A 20,966-nucleotide genomic window follows, 5' to 3' on the forward strand; every position below is an offset into this window, starting at 1 on the left:
TTTCACGGTATTGAAACCGGCTGCGGCGCGGACATGTTTCTACAGTCGGGTTCATCACCGGTAATAGCCGGGTATTGCGCCAGAAAGGCACGCAAGACTCCATTGGTCCAGCCAAAGCCATCCTGCGTCTTGTATTCTCCGCGCCCAAGAATTGTGCCCGCTTCGAATGCATTGTATTTTTCAATGAGCTTGCCGGTTTTGCGATAATAATCGATGGCACCCCTTGACCAGTTTTCCGCAATTTCCCTTGCCAGCGCAGCTTGACCATAATGTTCAAGACCGCCAGCGGCCAGCCATTGCAAGGGTGCCCATGCGACGGGAGAATCCCATTGCTGTTGCGTAGAAACTGTCGTAGTCGCGACACCATAGGGCTTTATTAAGTCCCGCTTTACGGCTTCAGCGACCTGAAGCGCCTGCTGGCGGGTCGCAAGATTGAAATAAAGCGGATAAACGGTTGCTGCCGACAATTGCTGTGATTGGCGGCCCTCATCGAGCAGATAATCGACGAAATAGGCCCGTTTTTTATCCCAAAGATAGTTATTGATGGCGTTCTTTCGTGTTTCGGCGAGCGTCCGAAACGCGGCTGCCCTGGCATTGTCATGCGTATAATTATAGGCTGTCGCCAGCGTATATTCCAATTGATAGAGCAAGCTATTCAAGTCGATCGGCACCACAGCGGTCGTCCGGATTGACGACAAATCAGCCGGGTCCTTGAGCCAGCGGGATGAAAAATCCCATCCGCTTTCCGCGCCCGCCCGTAAATCGCGATATACTTCTTCCGGCGCGCGCTTCGCATGGCGCGCCGTCATCACATCCTCGAAATAGGATTCATCTCGCGGAAGGTTCTTATCGTCCCAATAACGATTGAGCAGGCTTCCATCATCCATTGCCACGACCCTGCCAGACCGCATTCCGGGCTGCAAACCATCTGCCCCGCTCATCCAATAGGCATATTCGCGTTCTAAGGCCGGCAGATAATCGCGATATAGATTCTTCCCCTTTATGCGCACGAGTAATTCGACCATGGCAGCCAGAAAAGGCGGCTGTGAGCGGCCCAGATAATATGATCTGTTGCCATTAGGCACATGCCCGTAACGCAGCGCAAGATCGGCGAGATTGCGCAACAGATTCTGTGCGAGATCGGCGCGTCCGCTCGCCAGAAGGCCCTGCATGGTAAAATAACTGTCCCAGTAATAAATCTCGCCAAAGCGGCCCCCGGGCACCACATAGGGATAATGCAAGGGCAGGAGAGAACCTTCAATGTCCGGATCGTCCGGCTCGCGGCGCAGGACATTCCACAAAGCATCTATATGTCTGCAGACGCTTGCACCTGCCCTACGCTCATATACCTGGCCCGGCCCATTGACATCCGGGATGGCAACACTTGCAACCTTTAAACTGCTGGCAGGCGATAAGCCTCGCTTGTCCCTGTAGAAATGCCGCAGGACGAAGTCATGAAGAGTAAAGCCGGGCTGTTTGGATTCGTTCTTATAAAGCGCGACTATTTCATCCGGGGCCTCTTTGGGCAGCATGTCGGTAAAGCTTTTGGAATCTGGAAATATTCGCTGCATTTCAACCGCTTCAAACAGCGGGCCGTAAATTTCCGCAGGCGACTGCGGTCCGTCTGCCATTGCGCTGCATTGCAGCAGGAAAAACAATACAGGCACGAAAACAAGGCGCATCAGACGCATTGGAACCTCCCACAAGCACCGGCATCTGCGTTCCCTGAACAGATGCGACGATGCATTGTGTCCTAATGAGAGGTCTCGGCCTATTCCGACTTTTTGCGGGCCAGTTTGGCGATCCGGAAACCTTTCCAGCCCAGTGCCGTCAATGACTGGAAAGCAACGTCTCCGCAATTTTTTCCGCAAGCTTTTCAGCCACTTGGCTCTTGCTCATTTCCGGCCATTCCTCAATGCCGGAACGGCTTAGAATGCGCACATGATTGCGGTCGCCGCCCATGACATCGCCCGAAACATCATTGGCGACGATCCAGTCCGCGCCCTTCTTGTCGAGCTTGCGCTGCGCATTGGCAGCCACATCCTGCGTTTCAGCGGCAAACCCCACCACAAGAGCGGGTCTTTGCGGACTATGGCCGACGCCTGCCAGAATATCGGGATTTTCCACCATGCTCAAAGTCGGCGCCGTTTCGCCGGGCTGCTTCTTGATCTTCTGATCGGCCGAACTGGCCGTGCGCCAATCGGCAACTGCTGCCACCATCACGGCAGCATCGGCAGGCAAAAGCGCTTGCACCGCCTCGTTCATTTCGCGCGCCGTTTCCACAGGAATGACATCGACGCCTTCAGGATCGGGAATATGGACCGGGCCGGACACCAGATGCACCCTCGCGCCAAGCCGCGCCAGCGCCGCCGCAATGGCATGTCCCTGCTTTCCCGATGAGCGGTTGGCGATATAACGCACCGGATCGATCGGCTCATGCGTCGGACCAGACGTCATGACAATGGTTTTTCCCGCAAGCGGCTTTGCCTGCGGTGCAAGCAGGCTTTCAATTGCCGCAACAATCGCCAGCGGCTCGCTCATGCGACCTGTGCCCGCTTCACCACTCTCCGCCATTTCGCCCTTTTCAGGACCGATGAAATGGACACCATCCTTCAAAAGCACCCCGCGATTGCGGTTGGTCGCGCAATTCTCCCACATGGCCGGATTCATCGCAGGCGCGATCAGCACCGGAACCTTTCGCGCAAGCAGAACCGCGCTGGCAAGATCGCCCGCAAGCCCATTGGCCATTTTGGCCATGAGATCGGCAGTCGCAGGCGCAACCACAATCATATCCGCATCGCGCGCAAGCCGGATATGGCCCACATCCTGCTCATCCTCGCGCGAGAACAGATCGGTGAAAACATGCGCCGCCGAAACCGCGCCTATGGTCAGCGGCGTAACGAATTGCTGCGCGGCTTGCGTCATCAATGGCCGCACATGCGCACCGCGTTCACGCAGGCGGCGGATGAGATCGGACACCTTATAGGCGGCAACCCCGCCGCCGATGATAAGAAGTATCCGCTTGCCCGCCAGCGATGCCCCGACACCGCTTGCAAGCGGTTCAGCCTCGATGGTTTCGCCCATGCCCGCCAGAAGAAGCCGCGCTTCCTCTTCCATGGAACGCCCATTTTGAGCTGCCCTTATGCGCAGCCTTTCCTTGGCGGCATCATCGAGATTACGGATCGTAATACTGGCCATTTGATTGCACTCATATGGTTATGACGCAATCATTGAAATCACGTTTAATGCGATTTGTCACCGCCCAACCTATTTAAAGCCAGATATAAAGCTTTATCGCTATCGCGGCGAGCGAGATTGCAATCACGACTTGCGCGATGCGTCCCCAGCGAGAATGGCGCGCTTCGGCCTTCCCGATGGCCTCGGCAGTCTCGGCATCAAAGCGCAGACCGTTTTGCGCCATATCATCCATTGCCACCGAAACGCGCTCGACGCGCTGGATCAATTCCGGCGTCTTGCGGGTGAAGTGAAGCAGCGAATAAGCACTGTCCCTCGCATCTGCGAGCATGCCCTGCGGCCCCAGATTCCTGGCAATCCAGTCGCCAACCACAGGCTCGGCCGCTTTCCACATATTGAAATGGGGATCGAGCGTACGCGATACGCCCTCCACCACGACCATGGTTTTCTGGAGCATGAGCAATTCGGGCCGCGTTTCCATATCGAAAAGCTCCGTCACCTCGAAAAGCAGCGTCAGGAGCTTGGCCATGGAAATGGTTTCCGCCGACTGGCCATGGATCGGCTCGCCGATGGCGCGGATTGCCTGCGCAAAGCTTGCCACATCATGCGTGTGCGGCACATAACCGGCCTCGAAATGCACTTCCGCCACACGCCGATAATTGCGTGTAATGAAACCATAGAGGATTTCGGCCAGAAAACGCCGCCGTTCCTTGTTCAGCCGTCCGGTAATGCCGAAATCGACTGCGACGATGATGCCATTCGGATCAACGAACAAATTGCCCGGATGCATATCGGCATGGAAAAAACCGTCGCGCAGCGTATGGCGCAAGAAGGACTGAATCAGCGTTTCCGCCAGTTTCCTGAGGTCGAAGCCTGCCGCGCGCAACGCTTCGGTGTCCGACATTTTGATGCCGTCGATCCATTCCAGCGTAAGCACGTCCCGGCCCGTCCGCTCCCAATCGACAGTGGGAACGCGAAACCCTTCATCATCCTTGATGTTTTCGGCAATCTCCGAAAGGGCCGCAGCTTCAAGCCGCAAATCCATTTCGATACGCGTGGTCTGCGCAAGCATCTCGACAACCTGCACCGGGCGCAGGCGGCGGGTGAAGGGAATGTGGCGCTCCTGCATCCGCGCCACCATGAAGAAGCTTTCCAGATCGCGCGCAAAGCGCTGGCGCACGCCGGGGCGGATGACCTTGACGGCCACCTTCTGCGCTTCCCCGCCCTGCATGACCTGCGCCGGATGAACCTGCGCCATGGAAGCTGCGGCAATCGGCGGCTCGAAACGGACATAAAGATCGTCGATCTTGCGGCCCAGCGAGCCTTCTATCGCCTGCACAGCTTCATCTTGCGGGAAAAAGTCGAGACGATCCTGCAACAATGCGAGATCGGCGGCAACATCGCGCCCGACAATATCCGGGCGGGTCGCCAGAAACTGGCCAAGCTTCACATAGGAAGGCCCAAGCTTGTTCATGGCGCGGGAAATACGCTCGGAACGCGCCACCCCTTGCGTACGTTTACGCGCCAGAAGCCGTGCGATCTTGTAGGCAAAAGCGGGCAGCCCGGAAATATCGTCCGCCGGAAGAGAGCTGATAACGCCCTCGCGCGTCATGATCCATCCGGCGCGCATCAGCCGGAACGCGGCGAGAAAATTACTCATATCGGGGCGCGCAGCCTCCATTCCAGATCAACAGAGGCACGATCAAAGCTTCCAGCCTGAATGCAGGGCGGCAATCCCTCCCGTGAAATTGCGCCAGCTTACACGTTCAAATCCGGCCGTTCTGATCATGGCGGCAAAATCCTCCTGTTTGGGGAATTTACGGATCGATTCGACCAGATAGCTATAGGAATCCGCGTCGCCGGTAATCATCTTGCCAATACGTGGAATGGCCTGAAACGACCACTGGTCATAGACCCTGTCCAGAAGAGGCAGATCCACTTCGGAAAATTCCAGGCAGAGAAAGCGTCCGCCCGGCTTTAAGACCCGCCAGGCTTCCGAAAGCGCCTTGTCGATATGGGGAACATTGCGAATGCCAAAAGCAATCGTATAGGCGTCGAAACTATTATCCTCGAAAGGCAGTTCCTCGGCATTTGCTTCAACGAATTCGAGATTATCCGCAAGGCCCTTCTTGATGGCGCGCTCGCGCCCCACACCAAGCATGGAGCCGTTAATATCCAGAATGGTCACATGCGCCTGACGGCCGGATGCTTCGACGATGCGAAAGGCCACATCGCCGGTTCCCCCGGCGACATCAAGCGACGTCCAGCCGGGACGCCGGGACGGGGCAAGCCAGCTGATCATCGCATCCTTCCAGACCCGATGCAGTCCGCCGGACATGAGATCGTTCATCACATCGTAGCGCTTGGCGACCTTATGGAAAACCTCGTTGACCAGCCCCTGCTTGGCATCTTCCTCGACCGACTTGAAGCCGAATGAATGCTCCATGCCGCCCTGTGCTCCCACGCGGTCCGCATTGCCGTTGTGCTGGCTCATAATCCATCCTGCCGGTTCATTCGCAAAACGAAGCCGATCTTCGCTTGCGTTCATTGATGCATATAAAGCTTGTACCAAACGATACAAGCGCAGACCATCTGCCGATACCCTTTTGTGATGCTATAGCTTGTCACAGAAAAGAGAGCCCGGTTTTTTTCATAGTGGCAGACGAAAAACAAAGGTTTAAGGCCGGTGGGGAATAGCGCGCTACAGGATGCGGTTTGGCTTGCACAGCCGGATAAAAATGGCCAAAGAGAGATAAAACTGTGCGTGTGCCTGTGCCGCGCGTTTTCTCCGGCGCAATTGATCGCTAAGGTTAAAGAGATAACAGAAGTGGAAACAATATGGGCGTTACAGTCGTCAGCCATCCGCTTGTCCAGCACAAGCTCACCATCATGCGCAAGCGCGAGACTTCCACCGCAAGCTTCCGGCGGCTGCTGAAGGAAATATCGCTGCTGCTCTGCTATGAAGTGACCCGCGACCTCGAACTCACGACCATGCAGATCGAAACGCCCATGATGCCGATGGAAGCGCCCATTCTGGAAGGCAAGAAGCTGGTTTTCGCCTCGATCCTGCGTGCGGGCAACGGCCTTCTGGAAGGCATGCTCGATCTGGTGCCGGCCGCCCGTGTCGCCCATATCGGGCTTTACCGCGATCACGACACGTTGCAGCCCATCGAATATTATTTCAAGGCGCCCGAAGACATCGTCAATCGCCTCATCATCGTGGTCGACCCGATGCTTGCCACCGCCAATTCCGCGATTGCGGCGATTGACAAGCTCAAGGAACGCGGCGGAACCAATATCCGCTTCCTGTGCCTGCTCGCCACGCCGGAAGGTATTGAACGCTTCACCAAGGCGCATCCCGACGTCGAAATCTTTACCGCATCCATTGATGACGGCCTCAATGAACAGGGCTATATTCTGCCGGGGCTGGGTGATGCGGGTGATCGCATGTACGGTACGAAATAAAGCCTTTCCAGCAAAAATGTGATAGGCCTGCGCAGGAGAATGCGGCAAAACAAATCTGGAGCGGTCCCCTATCGGAGATACAGTCATGCCCCGTCCCGTCTGGCTGATTGCATTGCTTGCACTTTTGCCGATGCCTGCGCTAGCAGATGATACGCCACTGCCCGAATTGTTTTCGGTGGTTGGCGTTGCGGCCAATGACAAGTTGAATATCCGCACGCAGCCCAGCAGTACGGCGGAACTTGCAGGCCGTCTTGACCCCGATGCAAAAGACATCGAAGTCGTCGCGTCAAGCGCCGACGGCGAATGGGCGCAAATCAACCAGGGCGAGATTTCGGGTTGGGTTGCAAGGAGATTTATGCAGCGCAGCGCAGAAAGCTGGAAGGAAAATCAGTTGCCTGCGCACCTTTCCTGTTATGGCACCGAGCCATTCTGGTCCATGCGTTACCAGCCGGGAAAAATCGTTCTGGCCGAACCCGGCAAAAATGATCGGGTGCTGGAATTACGCAGCATTATGGGGCGCGGTTTTGAAAAAGACCGCCTGCGCGGTGTGGTGGCTGCGGATGATTCGGAACGGCTTACCGCCATCATCCAGCCAGCCCTTTGCTCAGACGGCATGTCTGATCGTCAATTGGGATTAAATGCCACGCTCATCCTTGATGACGACGAGAAGGCACCGCGCCTGCTCAGCGGGTGCTGCTCGATCGCCCCAAAATAATATCCAGGCTCAAACTATGCGGACTTGCCCAGCGCCGCATCAAGCAAATCCAGCGCGTCCTGTTTGGTGAGCCGGACCGGGTTGCCTCCAGCGGTCGGATCCACGATCGCCATTTCTGCGATAAGGTTCTTGCGCTCGTCGTCCATTGCGAGCCCCTTGACGAACGCTGGCAAATCATTGGGCACACCCAGATCCCGGCGTAGCTTCATGACCGCATCCATGAAACCGTCGAACCCACCCTCTATGCCAATGTAACCGGCAAGCCGTTCGATGCGCTTTTCAATGGCCGCCCGATTGTGATGGAGCACATAGGGCATGAAAACGGCATTGGTCATGCCATGATGCGTGTCATAAAGAGCGCCGATGGGATGAGAGAGCGAATGGATTGCCCCAAGCCCTTTCTGAAAGGCGGTTGCTCCCATTGCCGCTGCGGCCATCATATTGGCACGCGCCTGAATATCGGATCCGTCGGCATAGGCTTTGGGCAGGTTTTCGAAAACGAGGCGAATGCCCTCAAGTGCTATGCCGTCCGCCATCGGGTGAAAGCCGGGCGCGCAATAGGCTTCAAGACAATGAGCCAGCGCATCCATGCCCGTTCCAGCAGTTATGAATGGCGGCATGCCGGTTGAAAGTTCCGGATCGGCAATGACCGTCACGGGAAGCATCTTTGGGTGGAAGATCACTTTTTTCGTATGGGTCGCCTCATTGGTCAATACGCCTGCGCGCCCCACTTCCGAGCCGGTGCCTGCCGTTGTCGGCACAGCGATGATGGGCGCAATTTTGCTGCTGTCCGCCCGGGTCCACCAGTCGCCAATATCTTCAAAATCCCAAACAGGGCGGGTCTGGCCGGATTGAAATGCGATCAGCTTGCCCAGATCGAGTGCCGAACCGCCGCCAAACGCAATCACCCCGTCATGCCTGCCTTCATTGAAGACCTTGACGCCCGCATAAAGATTGCTTTCGACCGGATTGGGCTTCACATCGGAAAAAACCGCATAATCGATGTCCGCCTGATCGAGGATTGCCAATGTCGAAGCAACGACCGGGAGCCTTGCCAGTCCGGGATCGGTTACAAAAAGCGGGCGCTTGATAGCCGCAGCTTTCAGCACATCCGGCAATTCCCGGATACGGCCCGGCCCGAACAGCACGGTGGTCGGGAAGTTCCATTTTGCGGTCAATGAGGTCATTTCATCAGCTTTCTGGAAAAGGGAATCAGATTTGTTCACGCAGATGGAAGGATTTCGGGCGCGTGAGATTGGCATAGCCAAGCGCTGAAAGGGCTCCGCCCTTGCCCGTATCCTTAACCCCGGTCCATACCAATGCGGGGTCGAGATAATCGCATCGATTCATGAAGACGGTGCCCGTTTCGATGCGATCGCCAAGCGCTGCGACGCGGTCAATATCTACGCTCCAGAGCGAGGCGGTAAGGCCGTAAATGCTGTCATTCATAAGCGCCAGAGCATCTTCATCGCTGCGCACTTTCATAATGCCCACGATGGGACCGAAGCTTTCCTCGCGCATTACGCTCATCTGGTGATCGACATCGCTCAACACCTCCGGCGCGATATAGGGTGATCCTTCCCGATCTGCATCCACACGCATATTCAGATGGGCTTTTGCACCCTTGCGCAGTGCTTCCGCTTTCTGTTCGCGAATGAGATCGGCAAAACGCGCCTGCGCCATCGGGCCGAGGGTCGTGGCCTGATCCAGCGGATTGCCCACGACATATTGTTTTGTCAGTTCGACAAAGCCATCGACAAACCTGTCGAAGACAGCTTCATGCACATAAATGCGTTCGATGCCGCAACAGCATTGGCCGGAATTGAAAAATGCCCCATCCACAAGATTGGCGATCGTATTGTCGAGATTGGCGTCGGGCAGCACATAGGCGGGATCCTTGCCGCCCAGTTCCAGCCCCAGCGTCATGAAGGTTCCGGCTGCCGCTTTCTCGATGGCGCGTCCGCCATTCACCGAACCGGTGAAGTTCACATGATCAATCTGCCCTGAAGCAAGCAGTTTCTCGGTCGAAGCGTGGTCGAGCACGATATTCTGGAACACGCCTTTGGGCAGTCCCGCCTTTTCAAAGGCCTGCGCAAATCGCTCACCGGTCAGAAGCGTCTGTGTCGCGTGTTTGAGGATCACGCTGTTACCGGCCATCAACGCCGGAATAATGGTGTTGACCGCCGTTAGATAGGGATAATTCCACGGTGCGATCACCATGACGACCCCAAGGGGCACATGCCTGACGTAGCGCCGGAAACCTTCTTTCTCCTGTGGAATATAGGGTTTCAAGGCCTCTTGCGCGATGTCGATCATATATTGGCCGCGTTCCTGCATGCCGCCATTTTCGCCGCCATAGCGGGTGGGCCGACCCATTTGCCATGCGATTTCAGGAATTATTTCATCCTGCATCGCAGCCAGCGCTTCGAGCGCGGCCCGGCAATAGCGGCCACGCTCTGCAACCGACAGTCCGGCCCAGTCGGCCTGCGCCCTGCGTCCAGCCGAAACCGCAGCGTCGATCCCAGCTTCACTCAAGAATGGACGCTCCGCATAGATCGAGCCATCAATGGGAGAGATGATCCTTGCCGTTGCGCTCATCGATAGTTCCTTTGCATGAAATCAGCTTGCCTCAATAGCGCTCAAAACCGCGATGCAACTCCCAATCGGTGACGCGGCGGTCATATTCGATCTGCTCCCAATGAGCGGTATGGACGTAATGATTGACCACATTTTCGCCCAGCGCCTCCTTGAGAAAGGCCGAGCTTTTGAGCGCAAGTGCTGCTTCGCGCAGCGTATAGGGGATTTCCTTGAGTTGAACCGCGCTGTAAGCATCCCCCACGAAGGGCTCTTCCAGCTCAAGCTTCTCATCAATTCCCTGAAGGCCCGCTGCAATGAGAACAGCAAAAGCCAGATAGGGATTGAGGTCCGCGCCGCCGATACGGCATTCAATACGGATCGCCTTACTGCCTTCGCCGCAAAGCCGAAAGCCCGCGGTGCGATTGTCCTGGCTCCACATGATTTTGGTGGGAGCGAAAGTTCCAGCCTGAAAGCGCTTGTAAGAATTGATATAAGGCGCGAGGAAATAGGTATAATCGGCTGCATATTTGAGCTGCCCCGCCACCCATGAGCGCATCAGCGGCGTCATGGTATAGGGCGCATCGGGATCGAAGAAGAGCGATTCCTTGCCGTCAGCGCTCCAGAGCGAATTATGCACATGGCTGGAGCTTCCGGCTTTATGGTAATCATACTTGGCCATGAAGGTGATGCATTTACCCTGCGCGTCAGCAATTTCCTTCATGGCGTTTTTCATGATGACATGGCGGTCGGCCATTTCCAGCGCTTCGGCATAGCGAACATTGAGTTCCTGCTGGCCGGGGCCCCACTCACCCTTGGAATTTTCCACCGGAATACCTGCTGCGGCCAGATGATTGCGCATGGCGCGCAAGACCTGTTCTTCTTTAGTGGTGAGGTGGATCACATAATCCTGAATGTAGGGCGAGGACGTTTCCATGTCGTGCCAATGCTTGGCGCGGGCGCTTTTATACGTCTCGTCGAAAAGGTAGAATTCCAGTTCCGAGGCGAAATAGGCGCGATAGCCCCGCTCGGTCAGGCGGGCAAGCTGCTTCTTGAGAATTGCGCGCGGTGAATGCGCGAGGTCTCCATGATCATGGTGATCGAGCACATCGCATAGCACGATGGCGGTCTTTTCCAGCCATGGCGCGCGACGCAGTGTCGTGAGGTCGGGCTTGATGACAAAATCGCCATATCCCTTGTCCCAGCTTGCCGCCTCGTAGCCGACCACCGGTTCCATATCAATATCGTCGGTCAGCAGATAGCTGCAACCATGTGTTTCCTCGTAGCCCGATTCCACGAAGAACCCTGCATAGAAACGTTTGCCGATCAGACGCCCCTGCATATCCACGAAACATGCAAGCACCGTATCGATCTCATCATTTGCCGCTGCCTGTTTCAGTTCATCGAAAGTCAATTGCCCGGCCATTTAATGCCTCGCTCCTCACGGGATGAAATGAGGGGCGCCGCACTTGTGTGCGGCGCCTTCGAACGCTTCGTGCCAACGCCACGAACACGTTCTGTTTCGTCAGGCATAGCGGTAAGGCGCACCGGCATTCCGCATGGTTTCCTGATATTTTTTCAGGATTGCCACCACTTTGGCATTGCGTTCACTTTGCTGGGCGATCTCGTCCCAGAACTCCTGAGCAGCGTCTTCAACCTGCTTCCATTCCGATTCCGGGATCGTCGTCAGTTCCAGCTTGCCGCCTGTGGTGCGGTAATGCGCTTCACCCCACCAGTACCAGTGCTGGCGATAATAATGCGAGGAATCCATCGCAAGCTTGAAAAGCTGCTTGAGATGGTCCGGAACGGCCTCCCATTTTTCGGTATTGGCAAAATAGGAACCGGCCCATGCACCGTTAATATTATTGGTGAGATAGTATTTGTTGATGTCGGCCCAGCCGACCGTATAAACCTCGGTCGCACCGCACCAGGAGACGCCATCGATTTCGCCGGTCTGAATGGCGACTTCGATGTCTTCCCACGGCAAGGTCACTGGAACCACGCCAAACCGGGTCAGGAAACGACCGCCCGTCGGGAAGGTGAAGACGCGCAGACCTTGCAGATCCGCGACGCTGCGGATCGGTTTGGTGGTGACGAAATTGCACGGATCCCACGCGCCCGCACTCAGCCAGGTAACGCCGGGGATTTCGCTATAAGCCTCTTCCCAGATTTCGTTGAGACCATACCAGTTGAACAGCGCCGGCACATCGAGGCTGTAACGCGATGCAAAGGGGAAATAGGCGCCGAAGACCGCGACATCAACGGGCGAGGCCATGGAGTCGTCATCGCTTTGCGCGGCATCGATTGTGCCCGCCTGAACCGCGCGAAACAGTTCGCCCTGCGGGACAAGCTGGTCGGCGGTATAGAGTTCTATGACCATTTCGCCATTGGCAGCCTTGTTGAAGGCATCAATGGACGGCTTGATGACATGCTCGGCCAGCGCCGGACCGGCATAGGTCTGGAGCCGCCATTTGATCTGGCTTTGCGCCCGCACATAGGGCGCTGCGAGCGTGGTCGCGCCAAGCGCGCCGACGCCGGTCAGCCCGGCTTTTCTGAGAAATTCGCGTTTGTTAAGCTTCGTGTTCTCGCTCATGCTCATTCTCCCGTTTGTTTGAAGTTCCCTTTATCTGCACCCTTGCGGTGAAATGGCCCGGCCTTTCATGGCTCTTTTGACCAGTCTTTAAGGCGTGTCGTTATCCCGAAACCGGTTCCCACTTTCGGGCGACATGCTTTAGATTTACCCTCCATCATCTTGCACTATACCAATTGGGCAGCCACATAGCGATCTGCGGAAAGATCATCAGGATGATAATGGTCAGCACCATGAGGAAGAAGAACGGCACGATGGATCGATAAATATCGATCAGCGTGACGTCTTTTGGCGCCAATGCCCGCATCATGAAAAGATTATAGCCAAAAGGCGGTGTTATATACGCAATCTGGCAGGTGATCGTGTAGAGAATGCCGAACCAGATCGCGTTGAAGCCGAGGCTTTTGACGAGCGGGATATAAAGCGGCGCGACGATCACCAGCATGGCCGTGTCGTCGAGGAACATGCCCAGCACGATGAAGGACAGCAGCATCAGGACCAGAATCGTCCATGGTGAAAGATCGAACGTGCCAAGCAGCACTTTTTCGATAGCCTTGACCGCCCCCAGCCCATCATAAACCGACGAGAAACACAGTGCCGCCAGAATGATCCAGAGGAACATGCAACTGACGGTCAGCGTATTGCGCGTCGTTGTTTCCCATACGTCCTTCGTCAATCGTCTTGTAAAAAGTGCCGCGAAGGTCGCCAGCAGCGCGCCCACCGCAGAACTCTCCACAAGGCTGGTGACACCGGTAAGAAACAGGCCCATCATGATGCCGAAGATCAGCAAGGGCAGCAGTCCGGCACGCAGCAGGGAGAAACGCTCTCCCCAGGTGATCTTCTCCAGCTCCTCCCTTGGCAGGGTCGGACCGAGCTCCGGCTGGATGCGGCAGCGGATATAGATGTAGATCGCAAATAGCGCCGCCATCAGAATGCCGGGTCCGATGCCTGCAAGCCAAAGCTGCAGGACCGGCTGTCGGGCGATCATCGCATAAAGCACCAGCACGACGCTGGGCGGAATGAGAATGCCAAGCGAACTGCCTGCCTGAATGACACCTGTGACCATCACCTTGTTGTAGCCGCGCTTGAGCAGTTCGGGCAGCGCAACGGTTGCGCCGATCGCCATGCCCGCGACACTCAAACCGTTCATGCAGGAAATAAGCACCATCAGCCCGATCGTACCGAGCGCCAGCCCGCCACGAATGCCGCCGAACCAGACGTGAAACATGCGATAGAGATTGCTCGCAATGCCCGATTCCGACAGCATATAGCCCATGAAAACGAAAAACGGCACGGTAATGAGCGGATACCAGTTGAGCACCGCAAACGTGGCGTTATAGGGCATCTCAAATGAGCCTTTGCCCCACAGCAAAAGGGCAGCCAATGTCCCTACGAAGCCAATGACACCGAATACGCGCTGCCCGGTCATCAGCAGCACCATCATGGTGGCGAACATGAAAAGCGTGATGAATTCGGAGCTCATACGTGATGGCCTTCCTCAATGGCGGGACCCGCAATCGTATGAATCGGCTTGCCGCGCCAGCTCGCCCAATCCTTGAAGAAGTTGGAGATCGACTGAAGCAGCAGCAGGAGAATGCCGGTCGTCATGATGAGCTTGATCGGCCAGAGAACCGGCGCCCAGGCGGTGTAATTCTTCTGATTATAGACAATGGCGTAATTGGTGGAGGAAATGCCGCCCGCGACCATCACCCCCAGATAGAAGATGATGAATAAAATCGTGATCATATCGGTGAATGCCTTGCTGCGCGGCGTAAGACGATCAAAAAACAGATCCATGCGCACATGAGCGCCCTGCTGCATGGCATAAGCGCCGCCCAGAAGATAATAGGCGGAAAGAATGAACTGCGACATTTCCAGCGTCCAGTTTATGGGGACGCCAAAGACCACGCGCGAGAATGTCGAGTAAAGCAGGCAGGCGGCAAGCGCGAAAAACAGATACATCGCAAAACGCCCGACATAATAGTTCAGGGCATCGACATATTTGACGAACAATCTGATCGGCTTCGGCACGGTTGCGCTCCTTCAGCTTTTCTCATCCGTGAAGTGATCTTGCGATACCAGCGTGTCGGCAATATCCGTGAAGATGGCGGCAAGACGGGTTGCCCAGCTTTTCTGCATGTGCGCATCCCCAATCTGGTCATTGCGGATTTCGATCATCACGCAAGGCGCATGGCGCGCCCGCGCATGGCGCTCCAGTGTGTAATAGACCCGGTCGTCGGGTGAATAAGGCTGGTTGATCCCGACATTAAGTGCGCCGTCGCGTTTGAGGGCTGCAATCAGCGGTCTGGCAATACGATCATCCTCATCATGAATGATGCCGATCTGCCAGGGGCGCGGCACGCCGTGATAAACAGGCGTGAAAGAATGTATGGTGGCGATCCACGATGGCTGATTGCGGCTCGTGCGGGCATCGATCGCGCTCTCGATACGAGCGTGAAACGGCCCATGCGATAAATCAATACGCGCCATGCGCGCATCCGGATCGAGGTTCTGGTTTCCGGGAATGATGGTCGTTTCGCTAATTTCGGGGATAAGATCGGGAGCGCTCAGCCGACGATTGCAGTCGATCAGCAGGCGGGAAAAACCGGCTTCAATCAGCGTTGCATCCAGTGCCGCGCTTAAAAGCCGGGCGACTTCGACCGCACCGGGGTCCCAGGCGACGTGGGCCATCAGCGCATCCGCGTCCAGGCCGAGACGATCAAAGCTCTCCGGAATGAAATTAGAGGCATGTTCGCAAATGAAGAGATAGGCGCTTTTCCCCGCTTCATTGATGACAATGACCGGCTGCGAAGCTCCCTCTAAAGGCGAATCCTCAATATCCGCGCGATCAACTCGCTCGTCCACCATTCGCTCGTTCCCCGCGCTGTAACTTATGTTACGTTTTTTCAATTTATGCGCTATTGTGGATTATTTGATACGCACTATGATGATTTGTCAAACATAATTTAGCCTGCACTCTGAAAGACCGAGTTGAATGGAAAATGCTGCATTAGTGCGCGCCAGCGTTGCGGAACTGATCAATGAACGCATAGACACCATGCCGCCCGGTGAGCGCAGCGCCGCCCAGATGCTGATCGCCAATTATCCGATGCTCGGGTTGAAAACCGTCGCCGAATTTTCCGCGCAGGCGGGCGTGAGTTCACCAACGATCCTGCGTTTCGTGAACCGGCTGGGTTTTCAAAGCTATCCTGATTTTCAGGCCTGTTTGCAGGATGAACTGGCGGCACAGCTTCAGTCGCCGCATCATCGCAACGAGCAGCCCGACAAGGATTCGGACATGATCTATCCGGCTGTCGAGCATACACTGGATAATATTCGCGAAAGCTTCCGGCATCTGGGCAGAAAGCAGCTTCAGCAGGTCGTGGCCGCACTGTGCAATTCCAGGGGAAATGTCTATCTCGTCGGCGGGCGTTTTACCGATCCCGTCGCGCAATATATGGCGGCGCATATGTCGATCATCCGTCCGCATGTGTTTCATCTGGCGGGACAGGAAAGCGCATGGGGCGACCGGCTGCTTGATATGGGCAGGCGCGACGTACTCGTCGTCTTTGATATTCGCCGTTATCAGGACAGTCTCCTAAAGCTCGCCGAAAAGGCGAGGCGTCGCAATGTCGGGGTCATTCTGATCACCGATCAATGGCTTTCACCGATCGCCCGTGTCGCCTATCACGTTCTGGCCGGACGAACGGCGGTCCCTTCGACATGGGATTCTTCGGCAGCACTCTTCGTACTCTCTGAAACAATAATTCGTGAAATGACCCGCGCGCTAGAAAAAGACAGCGCCGCGCGTATCGCAGAGCTTGAGGCTCTGAGAGCCGATCCTGCCCAACTGTAATGCGGAAGTGATGCCTGCTTGAACGGAGGCATCGGCCCCGTTCCCACCCGAAGGGAAGTGCTTGAAAGCGATCCCCTCGCCCGCTCACATCTTCGTGGATGCCGGCCTGCAATATAATTTGATTTGAAAATCAAACTATATTTGCTGTATAAGTCGGCATGGATAATCAACTCCCTCTTCGTTTCCGTTTTGGAATTACATTCTCCCTGCTTGCGCGACGTTGGCGCAGGTCGATCGAGGCGCGTCTGGCAACCGCCGGGCTTACCGATGCCACCTGGGTTCCACTGGTGCATTTGAAAGAGACCGGCGGCGGTATCACGCAAAAGGAACTAGCGGCGCTTGTTGGTGTGGACGGGTCCAGTCTGGTCCGTGTGCTGGATATTCTGGCTCATGAAGGATTGATCGAACGGCGCAGGATTGAAACCGACGGCCGCGCCCGGCTGATCCATCTGACGGCAAAAGGCGAGAGGCGGGTAAGCGAAATCCGGTTGGAACTGGGCCGGGCCGAGGCGGCTATTCTGGACGGGCTTTCCGACAATGAGATCGCTTTGATGCTCACACAATTTGAAACAATCAATCAGCGCATGGCTGATCTTGAGGCTGCTGCTGAAAAAGAGAGAGACAATGAGCGCTAACGAGCCGAAGCTTCCGCAGCAACCGCATCAGGAACACGCTCTGCGTCGCCGTGATGCGCTACGTCATCTGCTGCACCCCTATCAACTCAAAGGCAGCATGGAGCTGACTGCACAACCATCCATGCGCAATGCAGTGCTGGCCGGATTGCAGGCTGCAATCACCGTGGCCATTGCCCTGCCGCTGTTTTATCTTTCGCCCTGGTCGCACCTGATCGGTTTTGCCTCGCTTGGCGCGCTGGTTGCGCTTTTCGGACGTTTTTCGCCGTCACGCGCACGCCACCGCATCCTCTTTTACTGCGGGGCGTGGCAGGTATTTGCTGTTTTTGCCATGTCCGTCGCGGCCTGGCTGGGCGCACCGATGGTTGTCCAGCTTGCGCTTCTCGCACTGTCCTGCGGCGTCTTTCTTTTTGTCAGCACGACCGGAAAGTTCGGTGCGCCGGGACCGCTGATCTTTGTCTTCGCGGCGGCGGCGTCCATGTCGACCGATCTTTCGCTTGAACAACTCATCGAGCGAACCGCGGCCACCGCAGCCGTTTCGGTTCTGGCATGGGCCATTTGCGCCGCCAGTGAGGCATTCCGGCATGTGCCATCTCCGCAACGTCCATTTCCACCACCCCCGGATCAACCGCTGGACCGCAGGCTGGTGGTCGCGGCACGCAGCGTTATCGGTGCCGCGATCGCCGTTTTTGCAAGCTATGCATGCGGTGCAAATCATCCCGCCTGGGCGGCCATGGGCGCGCTTGCAGTCATGCAGGGGACGCATCTTCACGTTTCCATGAACCGGGCAGTGCAGCGTATGGCCGGAACCGTCGTCGGGTCTCTTCTGGCCTGGATACTGCTGACTTACAGTCCATCGGTCTGGACGATAATACTCATTCTGGCGGTGCTCCAACTCGTGACAGAGATGGTGATCGGGGTCAATTATGCCTTGGGGCAGGTTTTCGTGACTCCGATGGCGCTGCTGATGACATATCTCGCAGCCGCCCCGGCAGTCGGCCCGGAAATGGTTCCCGAGCGCGTTTTCGACACCCTGCTGGGTGCCGGAATCGGCATTGTGATGTCGGTTATTCTCTCATCGATCGATGATCGCCGCTATCTCGCCCAACATCGCAGGGCCGGGCTGAATCTCGGGGATAAGCCCTGAGCGAATCTATGCTAAAGCTGCATCGCGCACCGCCATCCATAGCCTGCGCGATACTCCTGATGATGACATTATCCGTTCGGTGAACTGATTTCCTTACGGATGCGTTTCACACAATGGCTTGAGATGCTTCAGGCGATACTCTCGACAGTGCCGCCATCGACCCGCAACGCCGCGCCGGTGGTAGCGCTGGCCTGAGGGGATGCAATATAGACGCTCATGGCCGCAACTTCATCGGCATCTGCAAAACGGCCGAGCAGATTGGTGGGTCGGTTCTCCTGCAGGAACAGCTTCTCCATCTCGATGACGCTAACGCCGCGTTCATCGGCCAGCTTTTGCATCATGTCGATTGCGCCGTCGGTGCGTGTCGGTCCAGGCAGGATGCTGTTCACGGTCACGCCGCTGCCTGCCAGCACCTTGGCCAGCCCTCGTGCAACACCTTGCAGCGCTGCCTTGCTCACCCCGTAATGGACCATCTCGGTGGGAATATTGAGTGCGGATTCGCTGGAAATAAACTGAATACGACCCCAGTTGCGCTCGCGCATGCCCTGCGCATAATGGCGGGCGAGGCGAACGCCGCTGAGAATATTGACCTGAAAGATTTCTTCCCAGTCGTCATCGCTGATGTCGAAGAATTCCTTGCTGCCATAAATACCGAGATTGTTGACCAGAATATCCGTTTCAGCTTCGGCGGCAATCAGCGCTGCGCAGCCTTCGGCGGTGCCAAGGTCGGCGACCACGCCCGTGACAGTACCTTTCGTAGCCATATCCGTGAGCTTGTGCAGTGCCGCATCCACGCCTTTCTGGTTGCGCCCGACGATGACGACTCTGGCTCCCGCGCGCGCAAGCCCGGCAGCGATGGCTAACCCTATGCCGCCGGTCGAGCCGGTCACGATTGCGGATTTTTCGGTCAGGTCAATATTCATGAAGCTCCATCCTTATTTGTGCCATAGCCTATGCGGCAATTTTCTCATGAAAATGCGATCGCGCTTTGTCTCATGAAGATAGTGACGATCATTGCTATAATCATCGGGCCAGATGGAAAATGATTGCATCCAATCAGGAAGCAATCAGTGACGAACCGCGCAGATTGAACTGAGCATTCCGGACTGCGGTGAAAAACCGATACCAATTGAAATCGAGACGAACTTTATCTCTCGTAGCAGGCTGTGTCGGGCAGGTGATATATGATGGCGGAGAGGAAGGGCCTGATATCCAACCTTCTCCAGTCTGAAGAAATTGTGGCGGGCCTCGGATGGCGAAAGAGTGAGAACCCGTTGATGAACTCTCTCGGCCGACCGGTGGCAGCCGGGGTTACAAGCCAAAATCCTCGCGGAACCGATCCATCTGGTGCATGCGCTGGTGGAGGATTGTAACGATGCCGATATCTCCGTTCGAGAGACGGCGCCAATAGACGAAATGCCGTTCGTATCGGAAGAAATATCCCTCTACGTCGAACTCCGCAGGGACGGGCTTCGACATGACACTGTGAGTTTCGATCTTGCCGAAAGCATCGAACAATCCGGTAATGTACCGATCTGCTTGATCGGTACCCCATCTTTCCTGCGTGTAGCGGTAGATCTCGTCGAGACGGTGAGAGGCTGCCTCCTGAACACGGACAGCAGCCATCAGGCCCGGTTCCGCGCGATCACTTCGCGCGCAGTGAGCGGCTTGTAGGACGCCTCGGGTGCGGCGAAAGCAAGTGTCAGTTCACCCTTCAGCCGATCAAATGCTTCCATCTCTACCCGCTCCTTATCGCGGCGGATCAGATCTCGGATATATTCGCTGATGTTTTCATAAGATCCGTTCTCGCTGACATTGGCGGCAACGAAATCGCTGAGCGTGCCACTGATGCGGACCGTCATCGTGGTCGTTCGAGACATTGCAACGCTCCTTTCATGTCGGTGTACTCAATATAACCAAAAATGCACACGATTCAATCCCGTTGCCTTCCTCCTGGAACCGGCTCCGAGAATTTTTTCCGACCAGCATAATGGGCACTGGGATATTTTCCGAACGTGTTGGAGAAAGTCGAAACGCACTTCAAGAACCGGCTGAATAGCCTATCGAAAGACCTGTTCCTTGAGCACGGCTGGCAACTGCCGGACGGCTACAAGGAAAATGGCTGGAAGAATCCGCTCAACTTCACCTTGGCCGAGTGGCAACAGGCCACCCCCGTTGCATCCCCCGAGCCGTGGCGGAACCTCAGCATCGAGCCTCATTCTGCCATCCAACCGTTGCGCCGGTTGACCACGCGCGGGAGACTTCGGCTCTCCCTGCACCCATCGAGCAAAGGGCGTTCCAGCCCTCTGGACACCTGACCAACCGTGCGCCGATTGGATGCCGCCAGCGCATCGGCGCTGAACCCGATCAGAGGGCTATCGCGCCGCCCTGAACCCACTCGCAGGGCCTGGAGATATGCCCTCTCCACCTGCACCGCACCATGCACAAGCGAACTGCCCGCTTGACCGGCAATCATGGGAGCGTTCCGAGCTGCCCGATATGCTAGGCTTCTCGGCCTGGGGTCGTTCGGCGATAGTCATGTCGAGCACATTAACCGGCCCCCTTTTCCGCCCGCTCCAACAGCGCTTCCAGTTCGTTTTTCGGCAGAGCGGGTGCGAAATAGTATCCTTGGACAAGGTCACAGCCCTGAGCCGCCAGGAAATCAAGTTGCTCCTTGGTTTCCACCCCTTCCGCCACCACTTTGAACGACATGCTTGTTGGTTTTCACGCGGAACTGAGCCGGTTTTTTCACCGAGAATTGAGCCACCTTCGAGTATGTTTTTCAGATCATG

At 56.2% G+C, this 20,966-nt stretch carries 21 protein-coding genes; 6 read left to right on the forward strand and 15 right to left on the reverse strand.

Annotated features, from left to right (window positions below):
• Window positions 1–2: 2 nt before the first annotated feature.
• From treA to ubiE, 4 genes are all read right to left on the reverse strand, one after another.
• Complete coding sequence (gene treA / locus DKP76_RS14610; protein WP_109707520.1) at window positions 3–1,691, reverse strand: alpha,alpha-trehalase TreA; 1,689 nt, start codon at window positions 1,689–1,691, stop codon at window positions 3–5.
• Between the two features lie 139 nt (window positions 1,692–1,830).
• Entirely contained in the window at window positions 1,831–3,198 is a 1,368-nt protein-coding gene (coaBC, locus tag DKP76_RS14615; RefSeq protein ID WP_109707521.1) for a bifunctional phosphopantothenoylcysteine decarboxylase/phosphopantothenate--cysteine ligase CoaBC, read from the reverse strand.
• 73 nt (window positions 3,199–3,271) lie between these two features.
• Window positions 3,272–4,855: a 2-polyprenylphenol 6-hydroxylase gene (gene ubiB / locus DKP76_RS14620; protein ID WP_109707568.1), complete on the reverse strand. Its 1,584-nt coding sequence runs from the start codon at window positions 4,853–4,855 to the stop codon at window positions 3,272–3,274.
• A gap of 42 nt (window positions 4,856–4,897) precedes the next feature.
• The gene (ubiE, locus tag DKP76_RS14625; protein ID WP_109707569.1) at window positions 4,898–5,689 is read right to left on the reverse strand and encodes a bifunctional demethylmenaquinone methyltransferase/2-methoxy-6-polyprenyl-1,4-benzoquinol methylase UbiE; all 792 of its coding nucleotides are present in this window, start codon (window positions 5,687–5,689) and stop codon (window positions 4,898–4,900) included.
• A gap of 344 nt (window positions 5,690–6,033) precedes the next feature.
• Between ubiE and upp the strand changes: the two genes are divergently transcribed.
• Together upp and DKP76_RS14635 are read left to right on the forward strand one after the other, a co-directional pair.
• A complete protein-coding gene (gene upp / locus DKP76_RS14630) occupies window positions 6,034–6,660 on the forward strand; it encodes a uracil phosphoribosyltransferase (protein ID WP_109707522.1) in 627 nt (208 codons plus the stop codon).
• 85 nt (window positions 6,661–6,745) lie between these two features.
• Window positions 6,746–7,375 carry an SH3 domain-containing protein gene (locus DKP76_RS14635; protein WP_109707523.1) on the forward strand — a complete coding sequence of 210 codons (630 nt, stop codon included), beginning with the start codon at window positions 6,746–6,748 and terminating at the stop codon, window positions 7,373–7,375.
• Between the two features lie 14 nt (window positions 7,376–7,389).
• On the opposite strand, the gene DKP76_RS14640 is transcribed toward DKP76_RS14635, so the two are convergent.
• The 7 genes from DKP76_RS14640 to DKP76_RS14670 all read right to left on the reverse strand — a co-directional run bounded on the left by DKP76_RS14640 (window position 7,390) and on the right by DKP76_RS14670 (window position 15,407).
• Complete coding sequence (locus tag DKP76_RS14640; protein WP_109707524.1) at window positions 7,390–8,562, reverse strand: iron-containing alcohol dehydrogenase; 1,173 nt, start codon at window positions 8,560–8,562, stop codon at window positions 7,390–7,392.
• 25 nt (window positions 8,563–8,587) lie between these two features.
• Window positions 8,588–9,973, reverse strand: a complete 1,386-nt coding sequence (locus tag DKP76_RS14645) for an aldehyde dehydrogenase family protein (RefSeq protein ID WP_109707525.1) — start codon at window positions 9,971–9,973, stop codon at window positions 8,588–8,590.
• A 31-nt stretch (window positions 9,974–10,004) separates the two neighbouring features.
• Window positions 10,005–11,375, reverse strand: coding sequence for a glutamine synthetase family protein (locus DKP76_RS14650; protein WP_109707526.1), 1,371 nt, complete (start codon window positions 11,373–11,375; stop codon window positions 10,005–10,007).
• A 99-nt stretch (window positions 11,376–11,474) separates the two neighbouring features.
• Window positions 11,475–12,542: a TRAP transporter substrate-binding protein gene (locus DKP76_RS14655; protein ID WP_109707527.1), complete on the reverse strand. Its 1,068-nt coding sequence runs from the start codon at window positions 12,540–12,542 to the stop codon at window positions 11,475–11,477.
• A 154-nt stretch (window positions 12,543–12,696) separates the two neighbouring features.
• Window positions 12,697–14,022 (reverse strand): TRAP transporter large permease, encoded by a 1,326-nt coding sequence (locus DKP76_RS14660; protein ID WP_109707528.1) that lies wholly within the window; start codon window positions 14,020–14,022, stop codon window positions 12,697–12,699.
• The gene (locus tag DKP76_RS14665) at window positions 14,019–14,570 is read right to left on the reverse strand and encodes a TRAP transporter small permease subunit (protein ID WP_109707529.1); all 552 of its coding nucleotides are present in this window, start codon (window positions 14,568–14,570) and stop codon (window positions 14,019–14,021) included. The genes DKP76_RS14660 and DKP76_RS14665 overlap by 4 nt, the downstream gene beginning before the upstream one ends.
• A 12-nt stretch (window positions 14,571–14,582) precedes the next feature.
• Window positions 14,583–15,407 (reverse strand): N-formylglutamate amidohydrolase, encoded by an 825-nt coding sequence (locus DKP76_RS14670; RefSeq protein WP_109707530.1) that lies wholly within the window; start codon window positions 15,405–15,407, stop codon window positions 14,583–14,585.
• 127 nt (window positions 15,408–15,534) lie between these two features.
• On the opposite strand from DKP76_RS14670, the gene DKP76_RS14675 reads away from it, so the two are divergent.
• The 3 genes from DKP76_RS14675 (at window position 15,535) to DKP76_RS14685 (ending at window position 18,174) form a co-directional block, all read left to right on the forward strand.
• A complete protein-coding gene (locus tag DKP76_RS14675; RefSeq protein ID WP_109707531.1) occupies window positions 15,535–16,395 on the forward strand; it encodes a MurR/RpiR family transcriptional regulator in 861 nt (286 codons plus the stop codon).
• A 158-nt stretch (window positions 16,396–16,553) separates the two neighbouring features.
• A complete protein-coding gene (locus DKP76_RS14680) occupies window positions 16,554–17,030 on the forward strand; it encodes a MarR family winged helix-turn-helix transcriptional regulator (RefSeq protein ID WP_109707532.1) in 477 nt (158 codons plus the stop codon).
• Window positions 17,020–18,174 (forward strand): FUSC family protein, encoded by a 1,155-nt coding sequence (locus tag DKP76_RS14685; RefSeq protein WP_109707533.1) that lies wholly within the window; start codon window positions 17,020–17,022, stop codon window positions 18,172–18,174. Before DKP76_RS14680 ends, DKP76_RS14685 begins: the two co-directional genes overlap by 11 nt.
• Window positions 18,175–18,302: 128 nt before the next feature.
• Here the strand turns inward: DKP76_RS14685 and DKP76_RS14690 are convergent, their stop codons facing one another.
• From DKP76_RS14690 to DKP76_RS14700, 3 genes are all read right to left on the reverse strand, one after another.
• Window positions 18,303–19,097 carry an SDR family NAD(P)-dependent oxidoreductase gene (locus DKP76_RS14690; protein ID WP_109707534.1) on the reverse strand — a complete coding sequence of 265 codons (795 nt, stop codon included), beginning with the start codon at window positions 19,095–19,097 and terminating at the stop codon, window positions 18,303–18,305.
• Between the two features lie 388 nt (window positions 19,098–19,485).
• Window positions 19,486–19,800: a type II toxin-antitoxin system RelE/ParE family toxin gene (locus tag DKP76_RS14695; protein WP_091519401.1), complete on the reverse strand. Its 315-nt coding sequence runs from the start codon at window positions 19,798–19,800 to the stop codon at window positions 19,486–19,488.
• Window positions 19,800–20,054 (reverse strand): ribbon-helix-helix domain-containing protein, encoded by a 255-nt coding sequence (locus tag DKP76_RS14700; RefSeq protein WP_109707535.1) that lies wholly within the window; start codon window positions 20,052–20,054, stop codon window positions 19,800–19,802. Before DKP76_RS14700 ends, DKP76_RS14695 begins: the two co-directional genes overlap by 1 nt.
• A 135-nt stretch (window positions 20,055–20,189) precedes the next feature.
• Here DKP76_RS14700 and DKP76_RS19415 point away from each other — a divergent pair, with 135 nt between their 5' ends.
• Window positions 20,190–20,492 (forward strand): hypothetical protein, encoded by a 303-nt coding sequence (locus DKP76_RS19415; RefSeq protein ID WP_199224817.1) that lies wholly within the window; start codon window positions 20,190–20,192, stop codon window positions 20,490–20,492.
• A 232-nt stretch (window positions 20,493–20,724) separates the two neighbouring features.
• Here DKP76_RS19415 and DKP76_RS14710 read toward each other — a convergent pair whose 3' ends face one another.
• Window positions 20,725–20,886, reverse strand: a complete 162-nt coding sequence (locus tag DKP76_RS14710) for an EAL domain-containing protein (RefSeq protein WP_109707536.1) — start codon at window positions 20,884–20,886, stop codon at window positions 20,725–20,727.
• Window positions 20,887–20,966 lie beyond the last annotated feature (80 nt).

The sequence above is a fragment of the Falsochrobactrum shanghaiense genome (assembly GCF_003149535.1).
In the GTDB taxonomy this organism is placed as follows: Bacteria; Pseudomonadota; Alphaproteobacteria; order Rhizobiales; family Rhizobiaceae; genus Brucella; species Brucella shanghaiense.